The sequence below is a fragment of the Xanthomonas sp. SHU 166 genome (genome assembly GCF_000364685.1).
Classification (GTDB): domain Bacteria; phylum Pseudomonadota; class Gammaproteobacteria; order Xanthomonadales; family Xanthomonadaceae; genus Xanthomonas_A; species Xanthomonas_A sontii.
In genome coordinates this window covers 1-952 of sequence record NZ_AQOJ01000099.1, presented here as the reverse complement: position 1 = coordinate 952, position 952 = coordinate 1, and the positions used below count along the sequence as shown (strand labels likewise).

At 73.9% G+C, this 952-nt stretch carries 2 protein-coding genes; both read left to right on the top strand.

Features of this window, described 5'->3' with window-relative positions; translation table 11 throughout:
• The first annotated feature begins 10 nt into the window (after positions 1-10).
• A complete protein-coding gene (gene kdsB / locus D180_RS04165) occupies positions 11-691 on the top strand; it encodes a 3-deoxy-manno-octulosonate cytidylyltransferase (protein WP_081616391.1) in 681 nt (226 codons plus the stop codon).
• Positions 688-952, top strand: a 265-nt coding sequence (locus D180_RS04160; protein ID WP_017911799.1) for a low molecular weight protein-tyrosine-phosphatase, incomplete at its 3' end; no start/stop codon positions are given. The genes kdsB and D180_RS04160, both read left to right, overlap by 4 nt.

Here is a 952-nt window from a genome sequence, read left to right as displayed (position 1 = left end):
TGGCGAGCCGCTGGTCCGCCACGCGGCGCGGCGTGCCCTCGCCGCCGGTGCCACCCAGGTGTGGGTAGCCGCCGACGATGCCCGCATCGCCGCCGCCGTGGCCGACCTGGACGGCGTGCATGTGGCCAATACCTCTGCCGACCACGCCTCCGGCACCGACCGCCTGGCCGAGTGCGCCGACATCGCCGGCTGGGACGATGCGACCCTGGTGGTCAATCTGCAGGGCGACGAGCCGTTCGCACCGGTCGCCGGCATCGTCGCGGTGGCCCGGACCCTGGCCGACAGCGGCGCCGAGATGGCGACCCTGGGCACGCCGGTGGACGCGGCCGAGCACCTGTTCGATCCCAACGTGGTCAAGCTGGTGCGCAGCGCCGCCGGTGATGCGCTGTACTTCAGCCGCGCACCGATCCCCTGGCACCGCGACGCCTTCGCCGCCTCGCAGACGCAGTTGCCGCTGCCCGGCCCGTGGCTGCGGCATATCGGCATCTACGCCTATCGCGCCGGCTTCCTGCGCCGGTTCGCGGCGATGCCGCCGGGCACGCTGGAACGGATCGAGTCGCTGGAGCAGTTGCGGGTGCTGGAAGCCGGGTTCCGCATCGCGGTGGCGTTGTCGCCGGCGCCGTTCCCGCCGGGCGTGGACACGCCCGAGGACCTGGCGCGCGCCGAGGCCTACCTGCAGGGGCAGGCATGAAGCTGCTGCTGGTGTGCCTGGGCAACATCTGCCGTTCGCCGATGGCCGAGGGCGCGCTGCGCCACCACCTGCAGCGCTCGCCGCTGGCGAGTGTGGTGGAGGTCGACTCGGCCGGCACCGGCGACTGGCACTGCGGCGAGCCGCCGGACCGGCGCGCGGTCGCCTGCGCCGCCGCCCATGACGTGGACATCGCCGGCCTGCGCGCCCGGCAACTGCGCGACCGCGACTTTGCCGAGTTCGACTGGATCCTGTGCGCCGACG